Below are 19,769 nucleotides of genomic sequence, written 5' to 3'. Positions count from 1 at the left end.
GAGAAAGAAAAAGAGAAGGGCTTTTAGTGTTTTCTCAGCTTGGCGACGAGCCATATCAGTATTGGCAGGATTATGAAGGCCATCATGTCTCCCGTGTCTCCGGCGAAGGCCAAAACGTCCGCGAAGTTCTTGACGCCGGCGAAGTAAACCAGAGCCGGCGGGATTACGGTCAGGCCCCAGGCTATTGGCCTCTTGAGCTTCACGAACTCCTCGTTGTTGCTCTGCTGTGCCAGGGCGATTCCTATGTAGCTCGTCGTTATTGCAAGGAGCGGGATTAGGTTCCCAACTATTTTTCCAATTCTGCCGTAGAGCCTCTCAAGTCCCTGAGTGGCTATCTGGGGCGTGTTCTTTCCAAAGGCGAGGAGGAATGCGACCATGAATATTGCGTAGATGACCGTCGGTATGATGAATGCCCAGACGAGGACTTTTTTCGTTTCCTCGTAGCTTCCAAGGCCCTTGTAGACGTCGGGGATTACCGTGTGACAGCCGAGGGCAAAGATTGCAACGCCGGTTATGCTCAGAATTCCGGAGAGGTTCGTGTAGAGCCCGTTGCTCAGCTTCGCGTGGGGGATTAGCATTAGCGTGACAGCTATGAAGAGGGCCAGCATGACGTAGCTCATCGCCAGCTCGGTCTTTCCACTCGCCTCAAGACCGTGGTAAACCACAAGAGATGCCAGAACCCAGAAAATGAACGCTCCCAGCGTTTCACTTATACCGAATAGGTTTGAGAAAACGCTACCCATACCGGCTATGTAAGCTAAGATTGCACCGAAGCTCATTATGAAGATGCTGACGTACATTATCCACCCACCGGCCTTCCCGAGGACGCGCTGGGCTATGGTGCTCATCTGTGCCCCGCCCATCTCGGCCGAGAACTTCAGGACGATTAGGCCCGTTCCGAGCATTAGGAACATGACACCGATAAGGACGGCCAAAGCAAGGATAAGCCCTACCTTGCTAGCCGCGTAGGGAAGGCCTAGGACACCGGCCCCAATCTGCGTTCCCACGAGGATTGCAAGGGCTTCTCCCTTCGTTATACGCTTCTTCTCAACGCGAATCGTGCTTGTCCTGAGGCCCCTGACGGCCTTTCTCCTCCTAAGGAGCTGAATGAGGGTTATCCTCTTCCTCCTCTCGGCCGCGAGTCTCTCCGCGTAATAGCGACCGTGTGAGGTTGTGACCTTTTTCCTTGGTGTTCCGTCTGTTATTGGCATTTCTCTCACCCCCTTCGATTCTCTGATAAACACAATTTAAACCCTCATTCAAAAGGTTGAACAATGCTTCTAATATCCTTCGATATCCCTATGGGTAGATAGAATTTTTAAGATTCTCACCAAGGTAATATCATGCTAAGCCATGCATCAAAAATCCTGGCAAGGTCGCGCTTTGCGATAGCCTTCACCGGGGCCGGGATAAGTGCCGAGAGTGGTGTACCTACATTCAGGGGATTCAACGGCCTATGGAAGAGGTACAGATCCGAGGAGCTCGCGACTCCAGAGGCTTTTCAGAGGGACCCCCACCTCGTCTGGGAGTTTTACAGGTGGCGAATGAAGAAAATCCTTGGGGCAAAACCGAATCCTGCCCATTACTCCCTTGCCGAGCTTGAGAGGCTTGGAATCATAAAGGCGGTAATAACCCAGAACGTCGACGACCTCCACAGAGAAGCTGGAACGAGGAACCTGATAGAGCTCCACGGGAACATATTCCGGGTTAGGTGTACCTCCTGTGACTACAGGGAAAATCTCAAGGAGAGCGGTCGCGTTAACGAGTTCGTTGAATCCAGAGAACTTCCAAAGTGCCCTCGCTGTGGCTCTCTCCTAAGGCCAGACGTGGTCTGGTTCGGAGAGGCCCTTCCAAAGGACGTCCTGGAAAAGGCCTTTAACCTCGCTGAAAGGGCCGACGTTGTGGTCGTTATCGGCACGAGCGGGGTCGTTTATCCAGCGGCATACATCCCATACATTGTCAAGGAGCACGGGGGTAAGGTCATAGAGGTCAACGTCGAGAGGAGTGGGATAACACCGATAGCGGACGTCTTCCTGCGCGGAAAGGCAGGGGAGATTCTTCCTAAAATCGTGGAGCTGGTGAGGGAGTTGAGATGAAGCTGTTGCTCGTGGGTTTCTCAGAGAAGGAGGCGGAGGATATTGAAAACGCTCTGGGAATTCCTGTCCTAGCAGTCCCGGAGCAGTTGAAGGGGCTAAAGGTCGAGGAACTCCTTAAAGCCGAAAGTGAGGGTGGAGAGCTAAGGTGGACTGGGGAGAAGTTTCTCATCATGGACGGCCTTGACAACGAGGGCATAAAGCGCGTTATTGAAACTGTCAGGAGGCTCTCAAAGGAGCGGGTAATCTTCGCCACAACAACGGAGACAAACCTCAAGTGGACTCTCGAGGAACTTCTTGAAGAGCTAAGAGCGGAGGACGAGTACTTTAGAGCATTAAAGGAGGCGAGAAAACAGGTTAAAGAGAGAAAGGGCCTGTTCCTGAACATCGGCAACGTTAAATAGATATTGGGAATAAACCCTTAGGGGTTCGGGCATGATTAGGGCTGTCATATTTGATTTGGACGACACCATAGTGGACACGAGCAGACTGGCCGAGATGGCGAGGCGAAATGCGATAGAAAACATGATACGCCACGGCCTTCCCGTTGATTTTGATACCGCTTACTCCGAACTCCTTGAGCTTATAAACGAGTACGGGAGCAATTTCTCCCATCATTTTGACTACCTCCTCAGGAGGCTTGAACTGCCCAACAATCCCAAATGGATAGCATCTGGCGTTATAGCCTACCACAACACGAAGTTCGCCTACCTCAAGAGCGTCCGCGGTGCTAGGAGGGTTCTCCTTGAGCTCAAGAAGGAAGGCTACCTCCTCGCTATAATCACAGATGGAAACCCGATAAAGCAGTGGGAAAAGATACTCCGGCTCGAGCTGGACGAGTTCTTCGATGACGTCTTTATCTCCGACTACCTTGGAGTCAAAAAACCCCATCCGAAAATTTTTAAGAGGGCCCTTAAAAAGCTCGGTGTCAGACCCGAAGAGGCAATAATGGTCGGGGACAGGCTCTATTCGGACATCTACGGCGCAAAGAGCGTCGGCATGAACACGGTCTGGTTCCGGTATGGGAAATATCGCGACAGAGAGCTTGAATACCTCGACTATGCCGACTTTACCGTTGAGAGCCTTGAAGAGGTTCCGAAAATCGTGAGGGGACTAAACAATGAAGAAAAGGAGCGTTCAGATTCGGAAGTTCATGCTGATTGATAGCTCTTACAAATCGAGAATCCTCAGGGGAGACAAGGTAACGACGATACGCTACGGGAACTACGAGGCCAAGCCAGGAAGCGAGGTCTATCTCGTCATAACTCCAAGCGATACGGCTATAGCGAAGGTGAGAATCACAAGGGTCGAGAGAAAAAAGGTGAAGGAGCTGACCAACGAAGATGCAAAGCTCGACGGCTTTTCGGACGTGAAGGAACTCCTCAGAGAGCTGAACAAGATTTACGGCGAGCTCTATGGAGATGACGAGGTCACAATAATCGGCTTTGAAGTCGTCAAGCGCTTTAAGGACGGAATCCCCCTGAAGTGGCTGAAGGGTCTTAACTACCACGAGCCAGAAGAAATAGCGCGCCTCTACCTCGAAAACCGGGATAAGCTCAACTTCAACCGCGAGACGGACTTCATAATGCGCCGTATCTACAATGAGGGCCTTGGAAGGGCCGTGAGAACCTTCGGGCCGAAGAGGGTCCAGGGGGCGCTCCTCAAGGTTTACCACGGGCTCTACGCCGAGGGCCTGATTTAGAAAAGCTTTTTAGTTTAAGTTCCTTCTCCTGCACCATGAAGAAACCCACGAAAACGTTCCTGCTGGAAACCTTCGTCCTCATAGCGATTCTGCTACTCCAGATAAGCGGGCTCTTCAGAGGTTTAAACGAGTTGGTCAACTCAACCCTGCCCCTCCTCGATGGAAGGTTCATGGAGCTTCTGACCTCCTTGGGGGGAGACGCTTTTCTCGTGCCCTTCATGGCCCTTGTTGTGCTCCTGGACCTGAGAAAAGGCGGACTCTCCAAGAAAACGCTGGCCTTCATAATATCAGCTTTCGTTGGTCTGGCCATTGTGGGTTTCCTGAAGGTTGCCCTTAGCTCGCCAAGGCCGAGACCACTGCCCGGGGCAAACGTTCTCAGTGCGGGGGCTTTTCCCTCGGGACATACCTTCAGGGCCTCGATAATAGCGAGCTACGTCTCCGACAGGTGGAAAAAGCTTGCTTCCCTCGCTTGGGCATACGCCGTTGGAATAGCCCTGACAAGGCTCTTCCTCCATTATCACTGGCTCAGCGACGTGCTTTTCAGCCTTGTTCTGGCACCGTGGCTCTACACCCTTGTCAAAAGTGTTCTGGGGGCTGATGAATGAGGGGAATTGTTGAGGTGTTCCTGCTTTCGCTCGTTCCAACCTTTGAGGGACGCTACGCGATAGTCTACGGCATTGGAAAGGGCTATCCCCTGTGGGAAACTCTCCTGAGCGCATCCCTCGGAGTTCTAACGCTCTCACTTCTCCTTCCCGCTCTGCTCCCCTACATTGACAGGCTTATGCTCTGGCTCGAAAAAACGCCCCTGCGGAGAATAGCGCACCTATATCTTTACTACGTCGAGCGCGTCAGAAAGAAGGCCCACCCCTACGTCGAGAAGTGGGGCTTCATAGGTCTTACAATCTTCGTCGCAATACCCCTGCCCGGCACTGGAATATGGACCGGAGCCTTAGCGGCTTACCTCCTTGGGATTGAGAGGAGGCAGACCGTCCCTGCTCTAATCCTTGGCGGGCTTCTGAGTATGGCGATAACCCTTGGGCCGGCGCTGGGGCTGTTCGGGTGAGTGTATGAACTGGGTGAAGAGGTTTACCCTCCTCTTTGCACTGACCTACGCGGGTTTCCTCGGGAACATCGCGGTAATCTACTACCTCTCCAGAGGGCTGAGCTACGGTGAGATAGGCCTTGCAACCGCCGTCGGTGGCCTCGGCTTTTTTCTCTTCGAGGTTCCCACGGGTGTTGTCGGCGACAGGGTTAGCCGGAAAACGAGCGTTCTCATCGGACTTTCGATAATCCCCCTCTCAACGGTTCTCCTTCTCTTTCTTAGGAATTTTTGGGTTCTCCTAGCATCGGAGCTACTCGGGACTTTGGGAGCGTCCTTCGTGAGCGGTAGCCTTCAGGCGTGGTTCTTCGATAACCTCCGGGCTGGGGGCATGGAAGACAGGTTCAAGGAGCTCTGGCGGTCGGCCCAGAAGACTTCACTTATCGTGAGCTCCACAACAACGGTTCTTGGGGGCTTCATCGCCCAGTTTTTGGGCTTTGGTGTCGCGATAGTCCTTACCGCCATCGTTCAGGTTTTGACGATTTTCCTTGCATTTACCATACCGGAGATGGGCTTCTCACGGCCTGAGACGTCCTATACTTTCCACATTCTCGGAGCGTGGCGCGAGCTGAAGAAACCCGAGATAGCGTGGCTTATTGCATACCTCCTCTCTGTCACACTCGCCCTAAACCAGTTCAGGAAGTTCTTTGAACCATACCTCGGCAACGTTCTGGCCCTCTACCTCGGCACGACGCTCACGGGAACCCTTGGAATACTCGGCCTCGTCGAGGTTCTGATAAGGGTCGTGCCAAAGTATCTCGGCGTGGCCCTCAGGGGAAGGGTTGGAAGGGCCCTTCATGAGATGGCCTCAATCGGAATCCCACTCGCGACCGTGCTATCCGTCCTGTTTCCAAACCCCCTTCTTATAGTCGCCCTGGGAGTTGTGGCGACGCTTTTTGCCTCTGCCTTTACCTTCAACTTCTCCGTGGAGTTCCAGAGGCGGATTTCAAGCGAGAAGAGGGCGACGGTCATATCTCTCAGGAACATGGTGATGGCCCTCGTTACGTCAGTCTTTTACACAATCTACGGCTTTGCAACGGACTTTCTCGGGCTTTCAGAGGCGAGGCTACTGTTTGCATTGTTTTTCCTCACTATAGGAGCGTTCTTTAGGTTTCTTCAGGGTAAAATTGAGCATCTCCAGTTAGGTTAGCGCTGAAAGACCCTCTTAACTACTGGGTCTGGTATGTAGTACTCCCCGTAGCCAGTATGCTCCAGGAAGCCGTAGTCCACGAGGTTTCTCAGGTATCTTCGCATGTCCTTGTTGTCTATTCTCCGGCCTTCTCTCAGGGAGAGAGCGTTTAGAATGTCCTTTCTCCGGGCGGTTGGCTGTGACCGGGTTATCGTCGCCACAATCTCCATTATGGCCCGATACCTCGGGCTCAGCTCATCGAGTTCCTTGAACTCAGCCTCGATGTAACCTTTGGCTTCTTCCAAAACTGCCTCTATTGCATCCCAGTGGGAACTGCCGTCCACCCTGTAGGCACCGTAGTGAGTAAGCCATCCGGGAACGCCGTCGAGGGTCTTGACAGCAGAGAGGAGTTCCTTCGATGGAACATCCATGCCGTACTCCTCAAAACCCCTTTCGAGGAACTCAAGGCTCTCCGAAGGGTTAAAGCGGGGAAGCTTTATCCGAACGTGATACCTGCCGTACAGTGGAGCACCGTAGTCCCCAAAGCGGAGGAACTTCTCAAGAAGGCCAACTTGAGAGCCCGTCAGCACGACCGCCACGTTCTGAAGGGCATCGTACACCCATGAGAGGAGGAGGGTAAAATCACTCCTGGAAAAACGCAGATACTGGGCCTCGTCGAACGCAATCACAGCGAGTTCGTATCTTTCGTTTATCTCTTCGAGTGCCTCGGTTAGCTCGCTCGGTTTTGACCTGAGCCTTATCCCGTAGCCCCTAACGCTTATACTCTCAATACGTGAGGTCATCTTGGAGAACCTGCCCCCGCTCAGGAGTTCAAGGTCCCTCGCGATAACTTTCGCTGGATTGTACATGTTCATCGAAGCGGCTTTTCGTGCGTCCACTATGATGTACGGGACTTTTCTCATGCGGTAGAGCTCGTTGAGCGTTGCATAGAGAAAGGTTGTCTTTCCTATCCTCCTTGGGCCGGTTATAACGAACAATCTCCTTCCATTTTCAAGCTTCTCCACGAATTCAAGAAACTCTGCCTTTCTCCCAAACACGTCCTTTATTGAAGTTTTTGGTTCGACACTGAACAGCATTGGACTACCCTCAAAGGGGGTATGGTACTAAACTATAAAAGCTTTGCCACGACGGAAATGGCCGTAGACGGGGGTAATAAAAATGAGAGAATCACTTCGTGGCCCTTGTTATCCCGACGTCCTTTACCAGAACGTAGGGCGTTATCACGGGCCTTGAAACCTCCCACCAGTGCACCTGGAACGGCTCGTTGCCTATCGCAATGACGTTGCTCAGAATCCTCTGGAGGTTGTCGCTCACGCGGATGTTCCTTATTGGCTTGAACTCGCCGTTCTCGATGAGGAAGATTCCGTCCCTTGGGATGGTCGAGAAGTCCCCGGTGACGTAGTTCTGGAAGCGGGTGTACCAGACGTTGGTGATGTAGATTCCGCGCTTAACCTCGCTGAAAAGTTCGGCCTTGGAGTAATCCCCGGGCTCAAGGACGATGTTCCACGGGCGGGGCATTATTAGACCCGCGTTGGCCGTTGTTTCGGTTTTGTATTTTCTCGCCAGGCTCGTGTTGAGGAGAAACGTCCTGAAGGTTCCGTTCTCTATGACAGTGGTTTCCCTCGTTGGAACGCCCTCATCGTCGAACTTTCTGGTTCCATAGCCGTTGGGCAGGTTTCCAACGTCCTTTATGGTCACGGGTTCGCTGGCGACCTTTTCTCCGAGCTTTCCGGCAAGGAACGAGAATCCAGCCTCCGCGGCGTATGCCGAGAGCATGAACCCCATATAACTGAGCAGGTTGGCGAACGCTAACGGGTCGAAGATTACGTCAAAGCGTCCCTCGGGCCCCTGCTCCGGGTTTCTGGCCATGTGGGCTATCTCACCAGCCTTCCTTCCGGCCAGTTCCGGGTCAAACTTCTTCAAAACGCGCGCCGAGCACGTCCCGTGTCCGCTTTCGAGGTCTCCAACGAAGGCCCTAACGCTTATCTCTATCCCAGTCCCCTCATCAAAGGCCTCCACACCGTTGCTGGTTGTGAGGTAAATCCTGTCGTGGTCGGTGTAGAGAACGCCGGCAACGCGCTTGGCCCCTTCGCTCAGGGCGGTGTTTATGGCAATCTCCACGTACTCGTTCGGCTCGTCGAGTTCTACTATTGCCTTGTCAAAGGTCTCGGGGATGTCCTTATATTTGAATGGACCTTCAGCTATCCCGTAGTAGTCCTCCTTTGGCGAAAGGCCCTCAATGTTCTTCTTGAGGGTCTTCAGAACCCGCTCGATGTTCTCCCTGCTCAGCTCCGTTATGGTTGTGTTGGCTATTCTTTTGTCCTTCTCGACGAAGAGCTCAACCTTTCTCTCGTGCCAGTGTTTTGCCACGGTTATCTCGTTGTTGGCAAAGCGAACCTGCCTCCTGTTCGTTTCATAGCCCAGAACAACGACGTCACCAAAGCCGAGCTCCTCGGCCCTTTTGAGTATGAACTCGTTAAGCTCGAACATCTTTCTCACCTCAGTACCTCAGGGGTATGTCACGAAGCCTCGCATGGGCTCCACCCATCCAGACCGGGACTCCCTGCCCGGGTTCGCCCTTGCCACAGGTTCCGGGATAGAACTCAACGTCCTTACCGACGGCGTCAACGCTACTCCAGAGAGCTCTCGTCGTTATCTCAAGGATGGGCCTCTTCACAGGGTGCTTTATTTCTCCGTTCTCGATTAGGTAGGCTTCCCTGCCGATGTACCTCTGCTGGTACCTCCTGTCGTCGATGTTCCACTCGTTGAAGGACACCATGTAGACGCCGAGCTTGATATCTTCAATCAGCTCCTCGAAGCTGTAATCGCCCGGAGCTAAGTAGGTGTTGGCCATTCTCACAATTGGCTCGCGGTTGTAGTTGATTGCCCTCGCGGCGGCGTTTGAGTGCTGGCCGAGCTTGTAGGCGTATTCCCTGTTGGTAAGGAACTCCGTGATGATTCCGTCCCTTATAAGATACCTCGGGCGAGCTTTAACGCCCTCGTCGTCGTAGAGGTAGAAGCCCCAGCTGTTCGGTATCGTCGGGTCGTCTATTACCGTAACTACCTCGCTTCCAATCCTCTCTCCGAGCATGTCCGGCTTCACGAAGCTCTCTCCCGCCTGAGCGGCTTCCCTTCCAAAAATCCTGTCGGCCTCGTAGGGGTGACCAACGCTCTCATGGACCGCTATTCCCGCTACTTCAGGGCTTATGACGAGGTCGACCTTTCCTTCCGGGGGCTTCCTGCCCTCAGCAATGAGCTTCCTCAAGGCCTTAACGTCCTTTACCGCCCAGTTCCAGGGTTCGTCCCTTTCAAGTAGCTCAAAGCCACCGGAAAATGCCCTCTGGACAAATGGGGCCTGCTCCATCTGGCCGTTCTCGAAAACCACGAGGTTGTAAACCACCGAGACCCTCGGGATTTTGCTCTTCACGTAGGCACCTTCGCTCGTCACTATCTCCTTCTTCCACAGCTCGTCGGAGTACATCAGATAGCGCATTGGCACGTTTACGCCCGTTGCCTTGACCTCTTCCTCGATTTTCCTTAGGAGTTCGAGCTTTTCCTCCGGGGAAACGTCCCGGATGTCCTTCTTCATCTTGACCTTGTAGGAAACGCGGTGGAAGTTTTCCTCGGAAAAGCGTATGGGTTCGTTCCTAACCTGAGAGGCCGCCTTCGCGAGCTTTACAGCTTTCTTCACCGCCTCGGATATGCTCTCCTTCGTGAGGACGTTCGTACTCGCGAAGCCCATTCCTCCGTTGACGAGAACCCTTATCCCCATGCCCCTGTCGGCGTTGATGCTTATTCCCTCCGGAGAACCGTTCTTTATGGCCAGATGGGTTCCGGTTTTTTCCTCGAAGCGCGCCTCGGCGTAGTTAGCTCCAAGCTCGAGGGCCTTCTCCACTGCAAACTCCAAAAGCTCCATGCACATCACCCCGGATTACTGCATAGAATAGTTCACCGGGGAGTATAAAAGTCTTTTCGTTTAGATGAATGTCGAAAGGGACATTAAACATGCCAGAACTATAAATCACTACAAACAACAATAGCAAACTCAAAACTTCTCCTCGCACTCACAGGGCTTCTTCCCGCAGTAGGGACAGACGCCGGGGTACTTCCTCTTGGCCGCTTGCTCCAGGTCAACGTCCAGTAAATTGGCCAAACTCGCGAGCCACGCCAGAACGTCGGCGAACTCCTCCTCCATGGCTTCTCTATCGCGCTTCCTTATGGCCTCGCTCAACTCTCCGATCTCTTCGACGAACCAGAGGAATGTCCTTTCCACACCGCGCTTGGAGTCCTTGTGGAAGTAGATTTCCTTAATCATCTCCTGGAATTCTCTGAGCTCCATTCTCATCACCAAAAGAGTTCTGGCGGGCCCGGCGGGATTCGAACCCGCGACCTCCGGCTTAGAAGGCCGGCGCCCTATCCTGCTAGGCTACGGGCCCTCGCTCATAGGGTTTCGGGACGGTTTTATAAAAGTTGCGGTAGAAAAGAAGAGAAAGAGGTCACCTCCTCTTTCTGAGGAGGAGTGGGAGTACTGCTAGACCAACTATGAATGCTGGACCACAGATTCCGCTCTTTCCGCTGGAGGAAGTTGTCGAAGTCGGAGTGCTCGAAGTTGCGGGTGGCTTGGCAGCTGCTATGTTGAGCTCTTTTGTAACCACAGCCTTGTTTCCGTAGAAGTCCTCAGCAACTATTTCAAGCTTGTACTTGCCTGCCTTGAGTCCAGGGAGCTCGACAATGTAGAACGTGTCTCCAGGTTTTCCGCTTGATGGTTCTGCCGGGAATTTGTCAACCTTACCGTATTTTACTGGGTTACCATTGGAGTCATAGAGAACGGCGTAAAGATCCCTTATACCAAGGTTGTCCTGGGCCGTGAAGTAAACTGTGAACTGGGAGTCGGGCCTTGGGTGGCTTGGCTGAAGGTAGGCAATCTGAACCACCGGTTTCTCCGTGTCTTTGCCGGTGTCGATGACAAGCTGGGAAACTCCCTTAGGAACTGTAACGTTGAGGAGCATGTAGTACTTGCCGGCTATCTCCCTGGAGGCTATCACCTTGTAGGTAACGTTGGTAACGCTTGGATCAACCTTTGCGTTGGCTGGGACCGGAACAACTATCGGTCCAGAAACGCTGTTGTTAAGCTCGTTGATGAACTTAAGAGCCGTTCCAAAGCTCGTCTCGTGTCTGAATATCATAAATTCCTGGGGAACGGGAACACTCATGAAGTCACTTCTAACTTTATCGTCTTCGATTTTCACATTAACAAAGGGCATTTTGACGGTTCCGTTCACACTTATTTCAACGAGATTGCTTCCATACCAAGTTGGGCTGTATCCTTTGTGGGCGGGAGGATTGGGTTCCTTGTCAGGGGCACCTGTTGATGTGAGTGTAAGGAAGTAGTGCTTGTGGCCTTCCTTGTCTATGTAAAGCCAGTACATGTCGTGGTGGATGTGACCGCTTAGAGTAAGTGGTATGTTGTACTTGACGACGTCCTCAAGGAAGCGCTTTGCAACCTCTGGATCACCTCCCCAGTACCTGCCGACGTATTCTTTGAGCTTGTCCCAGTCTGTGCTCGGGTCAAGTCCTTTTATGACACCACCGAGGTAGTTCCAGCGTGGGTTGAAGAAGTACGGGTGGTGGTAGAGGATTATTGGGATGTATCCTTTGTGCTCGTCAAGAACCTTTTCCATCCACTCAATCTCGTCCATAGTCGGGTAACCGCGGTCACCACCGGTGTCGAGGCCGATTATAATGAACTTACCGATGGTAACGTAGAAGTACCTTGGACCGAGGATTTGGGTGTAAACAGTCGGCGGGTCGTCGTGATTGCCCTTGATTCCCACAACGGGAAGACCGGAGGCTGATGCGAGCTTGGTTATGTTAAACATTATTTGATATCCTGTGACATCACCGCTGGTATCAACTTCATCACCAGTGTTTATGAGAAGCGTTGCTCCGTTCATTGCCCAGTACTGGTAGGCGCTGTAGGTTGCAACAACGCTGTGAAGTGGAATGGGATCTGAACAGAGTTCCTCGAGTTTATACACGCTACTCTGGAAGTACTGCTTGCAGACAAAACCCACCTTCGCACCTGTCGTAACGTGTGTGTCACTGACCCAAGCTATCTTGAGGGTCGTTGGCCACTCCTTGAAAACTTTGAGACCGTTCGGGAGAACGAGAGTTCCGTTGTTGGTTTTTATCAGAAGGAAGTAGTCATCGGGAGCCATGTTTTCTGGTGTTTTGAGAGTAACTGACTTGTCGTTCTTGGAGACAATCTGAAGATCATAGGGGCCATGGAGGACTGAAACTGCGGTTACGGATTCAATTTGAACGCCTTCCTTGGGATACAAGTTGAACGTTCCTCCAGGAATTGCAAAGGCTGGAACTACTGGGGCGGGAAGGTATATGTAGTCGCTATAGGTTGTTGAGAAACCCTGAGCTGTCACTGGGTGCACTCCAAGTAAAGAAACAGCAGTTGCAAAAGCTATCAACAGAGCCAACAGCCGTCTGGCCATGGTATCACCGTTTAGAGGAGAGAACATGCTCTTAAAACCTTTCCCATTCAAAACCTGTTTAAGAACAATGTCATCGATGTCTATTTTTGAGCCTTCTTTGTCAAGACTGAAAAAATGTAGTCCGCAGTTGGGGAGTCTCCCCCAAGATGTTTATAAGTAGAATATAGGTCGATAATTTTTTCTCTTAATTCTTCACTTGATTTTACGAGGTATCTAGTAAAGAGAATAGCCATTTCGACAAACAAACAGTCGGCTCTGCTGAAGGGTTTAGTGGGCAATTCAGCTCTGATTTCGCCTTTGGGAATCAGCTCACAGACTAAAACTTCCGTCTCCCCGAGGTTATCCTTCCAATGCTCGACCTTTGACGTAACATTCCCATAAACCCCGGGAAGACCTCTTATCCACCGGTAGCCCTTTTGTTCTTCGAACTCAACTTCGACCGGCAGGTTTAGAGCCGTCCTAACGAGCAGTTCGGGGTCATTGGTGAGCTGGATTGAGGCTTTGCCTGTTTCAAGAACCTCACGGAAGCTTTTTCCTGGGAAGAGCTTAAATCTCAGCTTTTCACCGCTCCTAACAACACCAATGGGGGTGACGTTGGACATTGTCACAAGAAGAACCTCATATACCTTTTTTTCTCTAAAAACTTCTAACATAACAATCACCGGAGTGAAAAGAAAGAAATTAAAGGTTCTGTTTGGGCAGGACGATTATATCATCTCTATCAATGTAGAAGGTAACTGGCTGGGTTGGTTTCAGGTTTGCTATTTCCTTGTCGCTTATGGCTCTCGCTATAATTCTTGTCTCCCCAAAGATGCCCACGACCTCGGTAAAGAACCCGTAGTACTCGATGAGGTCAACGGTTCCCTCGAGCGAGATGGTGTTCTCGCCGGGCCTGAACTTTATGCGCTCCGGCCTTATGACGAGTACAACGTTATCGCTCTTTTCGGTGTAGTGAAGCCCATCGAGCCGGAAGCTTTCAAATTCAACTGTAACGCGGTCGCCGTTCCTCTCGACGACTTTGGCCGGGATAACGTTGGTCTTACCCATGAAGCTCGCGACGAATTCCGTCCTGGGCCGTTCATAAATGTCCTTTGGAGTTCCGACCTGTTCAACGGTTCCGACGTTCATCACCGCTATCCTGTCGCTTATCGCCATGGCCTCCTCCTGGTCGTGGGTAACGTAGATGACGGTTATCCCGAGCTCACGCTGAATTCTCCTGATTTCCGAACGCATCTCAAGTCTGAGCTTGGCGTCGAGGTTGCTGAGCGGTTCGTCGAGGAGGAGAACCTTTGGTTCAACGACGAGGGCCCTGGCTATTGCCACACGCTGTTGCTGTCCACCTGAGAGCTGGGTTGGATAGCGGTTCTCAAAACCCTTCAGCTTGACGAGTTCGAGGGCCCACTCAACTTTTCTTTTGATCTCCTCCTTTGGAAGTTTCTTGAGCTTCAGTCCGTAAGCGACGTTGTCGAAAACGGTCATGTGGGGCCAGAGGGCGTAGTTCTGGAAAACTAAAACGGCACCGCGCTGGTAGGAGGGGAGATAGGTAACTTCCTCGTCGCCGAAGTAGATGTGTCCGCTGTCCGGGTAATCGAGACCCGCTATTATCCTCAGGGTCGTTGACTTTCCACACCCGCTAGGACCAAGCAGGGTGAAGAGCTCCTTGTGCTTTATGTGAAGGCTTATGCCCTTAAGGGCGGTCGTTCCGTCAAAGGTCTTCACGATGTTTTCCAGTCTGACATCAACCATTTCAATCACCACCTCATGTAAGACCAATGAAGGAGTACCTCTGTTTGGTTATTATGTTGGCTATAACTATGGCCGTTATCTGCACGAGCATGAGGAACACACCGAGGGCCGCCGCAAGATTTGCACTTCCAACGGCGCTCATAATGAGCTCTCTCATTTTAGCCGTTATAGGATACCACGTGGAGTTTATGGAACCGAGGGTGATACCAACGCTGGTCTCGCTCATACAGTAGACAAAGCTCAGCATTGCTCCGCCGAGAAGGTTCAATGAGATTAATGGCAGGAGTATGCTCGTTAGGGCCTTCCATCTGCCCGCTCCAAGGTTCATTGCTGCCTCTTCAAGCGAAACGTGGACCTGCTGTAGTCCGGCTGAGATAGAACGTGCCGCAAAGGGCAAACGTCTGATGGAGTACGCTAGGATAAGCGCCGCTCCCGGGAAGAAGTAAAGCAAGTTCGTGGGGTCAAAGATCGTTCCTTTGAAGGGTGGAACCGTTGAGAAGAAGAAGAAATAGCTCATCGCAATGACTATTCCCGGGACCGCTATTGGTATGGTTGCAAGGCTGTCGAGTATTGGGGCGAGCTTGGCTTTCTTGAACCTTCCTGAGGCATAAGATGCCGTTAGTGAAAGGAGGATTATTATGAATATAGCAACTGTTGAGTATAGCAGGCTGTTCAGTATCACGCGCTCTATATCTGGCTGTGTTATTATCGCCTTCATGTTTTCAAGGGTAAAACCACTTGGCCAAGTGCCATACCAAGTCTTTGAGAAGGCCAGCAGAACAACACCGATCTGAGGAAAGATGGTTATCAAGAGGAGGGGAACTGCCACAAAGGCTATGATAAGGGCCTGCCACCACTTGGGCTTGGCAACCCTTGGCTTCCATCTTCCACCCTTGCTGAGCATGGCATACTGCTTGAGCCCGACGTACCACCTAACAGCCAAGAACATTATAAGGGCTATGGTGAGCATTATCAGCGCCAAAGCCGCCATCTGAGGGTTACCAACGGCAAAACCTGAAACAAAGGAGCTATAAATCTGATACGACATAAGTTTCTTGGCTATGTTACTACCCTGGAAAACTATCGGGGCGGCAAGGTCCTCAAGACTGAATATTCCCACGAGAATGGCTCCGGCCATTATACCGGGCAGAGCCAGTGGGAATGTAACCGTTCTGAATAAGTGGAAGCCCCTGCTTCCGAGGTTCTCCGCCTGTTCTTCCAAGCTGGGGTCTATGTTAATGAAACTCGCGTAGGCGTTGAGGTATACTATTGGATAGTATGTTATTGTCTGGGCAATAATAACACCCACGAGACCGTCAATCCATATGGGTTTTGGGAATAGGTGGAGGTGCTGATAGAAAATCCAGTTGATAATACCATCTGGGAGGAACATCTTCTTAACAACGACGACGTTGACGAAGGGGGTAACGAGGAGAGGGATGAAAAGAAGAATACGCATAATATTCTTACCCGGGAAATCATAGCGGGCCATTATGAATGCGAAAGATGTTCCAAGTATTGTGGTCAGGATCATCACGCTTACTGAGACTATTATCGAATTAAGAACAACTCCAAAGTCCTTACCAAAGAAGTAATACACCTCTTGGTTTCCGTAAGGTCTGGTTGTAACTATGTATCCTGTTGGATGAAGGGGATTGAAGTAGTAACTTGAGGTGAAAATGCTCTTGAACCAGTATAGCGATATATGTCCATTATACTTGAATGCCGTCCCAAGCATTACTATAACGGGAATCACGAGGAACGCCACCAGGTATAGCAACGGAAACAGAAATGACACTATAACAACTGGGTCAGGTATGGGAGTTCCAAAGAGTCTTTCACTCCATTTACTGACTCTCATTAGCGTTACCTCCCTGCAGTTTTTAAACACTCTCAACTACCATAGGATTCACGCCCTAATTTTAAAGGTTTCTGAAAAGAGTTTGGAAAGTTTGAAAAGAAAAAAGGCCTTTCTTAACGTCATTCTGTCAAAATAAAAGAAAATAGTTCAGCTACCTTCCATCTTCTTCAGGTCTTCCATGACCTTGTTGTACTTTGCCTGTGCCGCGTTTCTCCACTCTTGCATCAGCTGACTCTGGAAGCCTGCATCGGTGGCTATTCTATCGTTTATCTTCGCTGCATACTCTTCTGTAAAGGTGACCATCTTACCTGTTTCTGGATCTTTGAACTCTATAGGTGCTGTAAGTTCGTCTTTGAGCTTTTCGAACTGCTCCTTGGTTATTTTACCGCTCTTGTATGCGTTAACGATTTCCATCCATGCCTGGTGCAGAGGACCATTGACATCAATAAGAGTGGCCTTGAAGTAGTACTGCAGGGAGTTGACAGTCTTAAGAGCCTCAGTATCATTGAAGGGTATTCCCTTGCTTGATATGGAGAGCTTGTATGCCTTAAGCAGAGTCGGGCGGGCCTGTGCAAAGGTCTCCCCTGCGTATTTTCCGTTGAAGAGAACCTTGGCCTCCTCCTGGGTGATGGTCTGGTTGAAAATCGTCGGGTTAATCGGAAGCCTGTTAATGTCGGGGCTCATCCAAACGGCCTGTCCCTGGGTGAGGACCCAGTAGATGAAGGCCTGAGCGGCCTCGGGGTGCTTGCTGTACTTGAGGAGCGCTATTGGGTCACCGTTAATAATACTCTCCCCCTTTGGTATGACGTAGACACAGTTGGGGTTCTGCTTCATTGCGGTGTAACCGTAGAAGTCTATGGTGTTTCCAGCCGCTATCTCACCGTTTATAACGGCGTCTCTAACGGCATCACTCGCCTCGTAAACCTTGGAGTTGGCCGCTATAAGGGTCAGAATTCTCCATCCCTTGTCCCAGCCGAAGGCCTGGAGGATAATCTGGTAAATCCTGGTGTTGGAAGTGCTCCTCGTTGGGTCGGCTATGCCGTACATCGGCGGGTCGCGAGCCCAGTCTGCTGTAGCTATGTCCTCCCACTTGTGCGGAAACGGAAGCTTCTGCTTTTCGAGAACCTGCTTGTTAACTGTGAAACCGAAGGACGAAAGAGCCGCCGCAATCCAGTAGACCTTACCATTTTCCTCCCTAATCATCGGCATTCCAGCGAGTTCCTTGGGAATCTGAGTTCCTATAAGGTCTAGGATTTTCTTGTCTGTTATTGGAGCGAGGTATCCCATCTTATACATGTCATCGAAAAGAGTTGGACCTCCACCCCAGCCAACGTCGGCACCCTTCTTGATGTACTCCGGCCAGAGTGACTCCGGAACGCCAATGAACTTAAGGTTGGTTATGTGGTACTCCTTGGCGATCTCGCTCTTTAGAAACAGTTCCTTTGTTTTGTACTGAATTGTGGCATCGTGTCTTGTAACTATAACCAGAGTGATGCCCTGAGTTGTTCCTGTGCTTGTTCCACTGCTACTTCCACTGATACAACCGCTGGCCACTACGCTGAGTCCCAAAACAAGTATTAAGAGCACACCGAGCATCCGCCTCATGGCGATCCCCACCTTTTTTTCAAGCTTCGTTTAAAAAGAGTGTTGGTTCAAAGATATAAATAAAGGAGGGAGCGAGATTACCTCCTCTTTCTGAGGAGGAGTGGGAGTACTGCTAGACCAACTATGAATGCTGGACCACAGATTCCGCTCTTTCCGCTGGAGGAAGTTGTCGAAGTCGAAGTGCTTGTAGTCGGAAGTCCCTTGGTCATCTCGAGGCTCCACTGGAGAATGTTTGCAATGACAGTTGGTCCGTCGAGTTTAACTCCATAGTACTCGCTGGCCCACATTGGTTCATAACCACCGATTGGGGTCTCACCGCTGACGATTATAACATCTGGCTGTTTGTTGTCTCCGAGTGGAACTATCTGGGCTGCAACAATTGGGAACTTGCCGGTCTCACCGGCCTGGTAAGCGTTTGCAGCGGGAGCGTTGTTCTCGACTATGTCTGAGCTGGAGTTGGAGTGGACGATAACGTATGCATACTTGGGTTTGCTGGTCTCGTTAAGCTGGTGCCAGTTTCCGCTTCCGTCCTTACCGTCAACCCAAGCAACAACACCGGGGCCGTGGGCGAGGACCTTTCCACCGTACTTGAGGTTTTGCACGAGTATGTCCCTCTTCGGAGTGTCCTTCCATGGATCGTCGTAGGCAACGACACGGTAGGACTTTCCACCAGCGTTACTCACTGGATCCTCGACGGAACAGAGGTCAACACGAAGGTTGGTTATGTTAAGCTGGTCGAGAAGGCTGTCAACGAACTGCTGGGTCTTGGCACCGTTTCCGTAGTCGGAATCTGCTGCGACCCAGAGAACCTTTCCGCCCTCTTGGAGCCACTCCTTTATAGCCTTTATTTCATCTGGGAGAAGCGGGCTCGTCGGCTGGCCGAGAATGAGGATCTTGACGTTGTTGTTCTTCAAGGCCTCATAAGTTATTTTGTCACCAAGCCTCTTGATTCCAAGGTCGCTCTCATACTTGGGATCACCGAAGTAGACAAAGGTGTACTGTGTCAGTGTCTTGAGCATTCCCTGGGTCAGAACCTTGCCCTTATAGGTAACGTCTGTAAGGCCCTTTGGATTTTCACCGTGGGCCAAGTCTACTGCTATAACAACCTTGCCGGTGTCAGCAGCGCTGACTGCTGGGCTTGCAACAACACCAAAAACCGACAGCAGAACAACTGCCGCCAGGAACAGTGCAACCTTCCTCATGGTATCACCGTCTTTTTTAGCGATTATGCCATTATAAATCTTATCGCTCTGCAAAAGTTTAACAAACGAGAAAAACTTCCGCAAAACCCTTAAACTCTTTTACCCTTTCAGGCTCAGGTGATTGAGAGTGGATATTGAAAAAAAGATTGAACTCATAAAGAAGAAGCCAACCGAGGAGCTCCTCACCGAGGAGAACCTGAGGCACCTCTTTGAGGTAGGAATTCCAATGCAACACTACATCGGATTCGAGATAAGCGGTTACATTCACCTTGGAACAGGACTGATGGCAGGCGCTAAGATAGCGGACCTCCAGAAGGCAGGCATAAAGACCAGAATTTTCTTAGCGGACTGGCACAGCTGGATAAACGACAAGCTCGGCGGTGACCTTGAGACTATACAGAAGGTTGCTTTAACATACTTCAAGGAGGGCATGAAGCAGAGCATTAAGGTCATGGGTGGCGACCCTGACAAGGTCGAGTTCGTTTTAGCGAGCGAGATACTGGAGAAAGGTGATTACTGGCAGACGGTAATAGACATCTCGAAGAACGTAACGCTAGCTAGAATGATGCGCTCGATAACGATAATGGGCAGGCAGATGGGAGAGGCCATAGACTTCGCCAAGCTGATTTACCCGGCAATGCAGGTCGCTGATATCTTCTACCAAGGCGTTACCATCGCTCATGCGGGAATGGACCAGAGGAAGGCCCACGTTATAGCGATTGAAGTGGCTCAAAAGCTCAAATACCATCCCCTCGAGTGGAAGGGCGAGAAGCTTAAACCGGTAGCTTTACACCACCACCTCCTC

19 protein-coding genes and 1 tRNA gene are annotated in these 19,769 nt (G+C 51.1%); 8 read left to right on the top strand and 12 right to left on the bottom strand.

All coding sequences use genetic code 11. From position 1 onward, the window contains the following. Window positions 1–23 precede the first annotated feature (23 nt). A complete protein-coding gene (locus MVG27_RS00185; protein WP_297551226.1) occupies window positions 24–1,211 on the bottom strand; it encodes an aromatic amino acid transport family protein in 1,188 nt (395 codons plus the stop codon). A gap of 132 nt (window positions 1,212–1,343) precedes the next feature. Between MVG27_RS00185 and cobB the strand changes: the two genes are divergently transcribed. From cobB to MVG27_RS00150, 7 genes are read left to right on the top strand one after another with little or no spacing between them, the layout of a single operon-like run. Beyond that, window positions 1,344–2,096, top strand: a complete 753-nt coding sequence (gene cobB / locus MVG27_RS00180; RefSeq protein WP_297551228.1) for an NAD-dependent protein deacetylase — start codon at window positions 1,344–1,346, stop codon at window positions 2,094–2,096. Next, window positions 2,093–2,497: a DUF3783 domain-containing protein gene (locus MVG27_RS00175; RefSeq protein WP_297551230.1), complete on the top strand. Its 405-nt coding sequence runs from the start codon at window positions 2,093–2,095 to the stop codon at window positions 2,495–2,497. The genes cobB and MVG27_RS00175 overlap by 4 nt, the downstream gene beginning before the upstream one ends. Window positions 2,498–2,528: 31 nt before the next feature. Next, the gene (locus MVG27_RS00170; protein WP_297551232.1) at window positions 2,529–3,257 is read left to right on the top strand and encodes a TIGR02253 family HAD-type hydrolase; all 729 of its coding nucleotides are present in this window, start codon (window positions 2,529–2,531) and stop codon (window positions 3,255–3,257) included. Then, window positions 3,214–3,795 (top strand): ASCH domain-containing protein, encoded by a 582-nt coding sequence (locus MVG27_RS00165; RefSeq protein ID WP_297551234.1) that lies wholly within the window; start codon window positions 3,214–3,216, stop codon window positions 3,793–3,795. The genes MVG27_RS00170 and MVG27_RS00165 overlap by 44 nt, the downstream gene beginning before the upstream one ends. Before the next feature lie 35 nt (window positions 3,796–3,830). Continuing rightward, on the top strand, window positions 3,831–4,400 hold the full coding sequence (locus tag MVG27_RS00160; RefSeq protein WP_297551236.1) for a phosphatase PAP2 family protein: 570 nt from the start codon (window positions 3,831–3,833) through the stop codon (window positions 4,398–4,400). After that, complete coding sequence (locus MVG27_RS00155) at window positions 4,397–4,858, top strand: COG2426 family protein (RefSeq protein ID WP_297551250.1); 462 nt, start codon at window positions 4,397–4,399, stop codon at window positions 4,856–4,858. Before MVG27_RS00160 ends, MVG27_RS00155 begins: the two co-directional genes overlap by 4 nt. A gap of 4 nt (window positions 4,859–4,862) precedes the next feature. Then, window positions 4,863–6,044 (top strand): MFS transporter, encoded by a 1,182-nt coding sequence (locus MVG27_RS00150; RefSeq protein ID WP_297555775.1) that lies wholly within the window; start codon window positions 4,863–4,865, stop codon window positions 6,042–6,044. On the opposite strand, the gene MVG27_RS00145 is transcribed toward MVG27_RS00150, so the two are convergent. The 11 genes from MVG27_RS00145 to MVG27_RS00095 all read right to left on the bottom strand — a co-directional run bounded on the left by MVG27_RS00145 (window position 6,041) and on the right by MVG27_RS00095 (window position 18,964). Beyond that, on the bottom strand, window positions 6,041–7,120 hold the full coding sequence (locus tag MVG27_RS00145; protein WP_297551176.1) for an ATP-binding protein: 1,080 nt from the start codon (window positions 7,118–7,120) through the stop codon (window positions 6,041–6,043). The genes MVG27_RS00150 and MVG27_RS00145 overlap by 4 nt on opposite strands. Before the next feature lie 91 nt (window positions 7,121–7,211). Next, a complete protein-coding gene (locus MVG27_RS00140; protein WP_297555774.1) occupies window positions 7,212–8,534 on the bottom strand; it encodes a TldD/PmbA family protein in 1,323 nt (440 codons plus the stop codon). A gap of 10 nt (window positions 8,535–8,544) precedes the next feature. Next, window positions 8,545–9,960, bottom strand: coding sequence for a TldD/PmbA family protein (locus MVG27_RS00135; RefSeq protein ID WP_297551148.1), 1,416 nt, complete (start codon window positions 9,958–9,960; stop codon window positions 8,545–8,547). 129 nt (window positions 9,961–10,089) lie between these two features. After that, window positions 10,090–10,383 (bottom strand): MazG nucleotide pyrophosphohydrolase domain-containing protein, encoded by a 294-nt coding sequence (locus MVG27_RS00130; RefSeq protein WP_297551158.1) that lies wholly within the window; start codon window positions 10,381–10,383, stop codon window positions 10,090–10,092. Window positions 10,384–10,403: 20 nt separating this feature from the next. Then, a tRNA-Arg gene (locus MVG27_RS00125) sits at window positions 10,404–10,480 on the bottom strand. Window positions 10,481–10,540: 60 nt separating this feature from the next. Next, entirely contained in the window at window positions 10,541–12,577 is a 2,037-nt protein-coding gene (locus tag MVG27_RS00120) for a CGP-CTERM sorting domain-containing protein (RefSeq protein ID WP_297555771.1), read from the bottom strand. A 53-nt stretch (window positions 12,578–12,630) separates the two neighbouring features. Further along, window positions 12,631–13,203: a DUF447 domain-containing protein gene (locus MVG27_RS00115; RefSeq protein ID WP_297551156.1), complete on the bottom strand. Its 573-nt coding sequence runs from the start codon at window positions 13,201–13,203 to the stop codon at window positions 12,631–12,633. 28 nt (window positions 13,204–13,231) lie between these two features. Continuing rightward, on the bottom strand, window positions 13,232–14,296 hold the full coding sequence (locus MVG27_RS00110) for an ABC transporter ATP-binding protein (RefSeq protein ID WP_297551154.1): 1,065 nt from the start codon (window positions 14,294–14,296) through the stop codon (window positions 13,232–13,234). Window positions 14,297–14,309: 13 nt separating this feature from the next. Next, window positions 14,310–16,157: an iron ABC transporter permease gene (locus MVG27_RS00105; protein WP_297551152.1), complete on the bottom strand. Its 1,848-nt coding sequence runs from the start codon at window positions 16,155–16,157 to the stop codon at window positions 14,310–14,312. A 147-nt stretch (window positions 16,158–16,304) separates the two neighbouring features. Next, window positions 16,305–17,762 carry an extracellular solute-binding protein gene (locus MVG27_RS00100; RefSeq protein WP_297551144.1) on the bottom strand — a complete coding sequence of 486 codons (1,458 nt, stop codon included), beginning with the start codon at window positions 17,760–17,762 and terminating at the stop codon, window positions 16,305–16,307. Between the two features lie 77 nt (window positions 17,763–17,839). Further along, complete coding sequence (locus MVG27_RS00095; RefSeq protein WP_297551142.1) at window positions 17,840–18,964, bottom strand: CGP-CTERM sorting domain-containing protein; 1,125 nt, start codon at window positions 18,962–18,964, stop codon at window positions 17,840–17,842. A 127-nt stretch (window positions 18,965–19,091) separates the two neighbouring features. Between MVG27_RS00095 and MVG27_RS00090 the strand changes: the two genes are divergently transcribed. After that, window positions 19,092–19,769, top strand: a 678-nt coding sequence (locus MVG27_RS00090) for a tyrosine--tRNA ligase (RefSeq protein ID WP_297555768.1), incomplete at its 3' end; no start/stop codon positions are given.

The organism is Thermococcus sp. (assembly GCF_027011145.1).
GTDB lineage: Archaea > Methanobacteriota_B > Thermococci > Thermococcales > Thermococcaceae > Thermococcus.
Note: the sequence above shows the minus strand (reverse complement) of the source record. Positions and strands in the feature narration are given on the sequence as shown.

Coding starts and splice junctions, on each gene's coding strand:
- MVG27_RS00120 (WP_297555771.1), bottom strand. CDS start 12,577: ATGTTCTCTCCTCTAAACGGTGATACCATGGCCAGACGGCTGTTGGCT.
- MVG27_RS00155 (WP_297551250.1), top strand. CDS start 4,397: ATGAGGGGAATTGTTGAGGTGTTCCTGCTTTCGCTCGTTCCAACCTTT.
- MVG27_RS00150 (WP_297555775.1), top strand. CDS start 4,863: ATGAACTGGGTGAAGAGGTTTACCCTCCTCTTTGCACTGACCTACGCG.
- MVG27_RS00135 (WP_297551148.1), bottom strand. CDS start 9,960: ATGGAGCTTTTGGAGTTTGCAGTGGAGAAGGCCCTCGAGCTTGGAGCT.
- MVG27_RS00130 (WP_297551158.1), bottom strand. CDS start 10,383: ATGGAGCTCAGAGAATTCCAGGAGATGATTAAGGAAATCTACTTCCAC.
- MVG27_RS00145 (WP_297551176.1), bottom strand. CDS start 7,120: ATGCTGTTCAGTGTCGAACCAAAAACTTCAATAAAGGACGTGTTTGGG.
- cobB (WP_297551228.1), top strand. CDS start 1,344: ATGCTAAGCCATGCATCAAAAATCCTGGCAAGGTCGCGCTTTGCGATA.
- MVG27_RS00095 (WP_297551142.1), bottom strand. CDS start 18,964: ATGAGGAAGGTTGCACTGTTCCTGGCGGCAGTTGTTCTGCTGTCGGTT.
- MVG27_RS00140 (WP_297555774.1), bottom strand. CDS start 8,534: ATGTTCGAGCTTAACGAGTTCATACTCAAAAGGGCCGAGGAGCTCGGC.
- MVG27_RS00175 (WP_297551230.1), top strand. CDS start 2,093: ATGAAGCTGTTGCTCGTGGGTTTCTCAGAGAAGGAGGCGGAGGATATT.
- MVG27_RS00105 (WP_297551152.1), bottom strand. CDS start 16,157: ATGAGAGTCAGTAAATGGAGTGAAAGACTCTTTGGAACTCCCATACCT.
- MVG27_RS00115 (WP_297551156.1), bottom strand. CDS start 13,203: ATGTTAGAAGTTTTTAGAGAAAAAAAGGTATATGAGGTTCTTCTTGTG.
- MVG27_RS00100 (WP_297551144.1), bottom strand. CDS start 17,762: ATGAGGCGGATGCTCGGTGTGCTCTTAATACTTGTTTTGGGACTCAGC.
- MVG27_RS00170 (WP_297551232.1), top strand. CDS start 2,529: ATGATTAGGGCTGTCATATTTGATTTGGACGACACCATAGTGGACACG.
- MVG27_RS00160 (WP_297551236.1), top strand. CDS start 3,831: ATGAAGAAACCCACGAAAACGTTCCTGCTGGAAACCTTCGTCCTCATA.
- MVG27_RS00110 (WP_297551154.1), bottom strand. CDS start 14,296: ATGGTTGATGTCAGACTGGAAAACATCGTGAAGACCTTTGACGGAACG.
- MVG27_RS00185 (WP_297551226.1), bottom strand. CDS start 1,211: ATGCCAATAACAGACGGAACACCAAGGAAAAAGGTCACAACCTCACAC.
- MVG27_RS00165 (WP_297551234.1), top strand. CDS start 3,214: ATGAAGAAAAGGAGCGTTCAGATTCGGAAGTTCATGCTGATTGATAGC.